Consider the following 228-nt stretch of genomic DNA (forward strand, 5'->3'; position numbering starts at 1 on the left):
CTTACAGGAGGTTCTTCTCCAGCAGGAATTTACAGATTATTGGCTTCTGATGCTTACAAAAACAAAATAGACTGGAGCAAGGTTTATATTTTCTGGGGAGACGAAAGATGGGTTCCGCTAAACGATGATTTGAGCAATGCTAAAATGTCTTATTCAACATTATTGAGCCACGTTCCTATTCCGCAAGAGAATATTTTTGAAATGTACAAAGATGGCGTTACTCCTGAG

General features: G+C 38.6%; 1 protein-coding gene. It reads left to right on the forward strand.

The annotated features are described in order from the left end of the window. Positions 1 to 228: 6-phosphogluconolactonase (locus ACWA1B_RS23825; protein ID WP_456911177.1), on the forward strand; the 228-nt coding region annotated here is incomplete at both ends.

The organism is Flavobacterium xizangense (assembly GCF_054075145.1).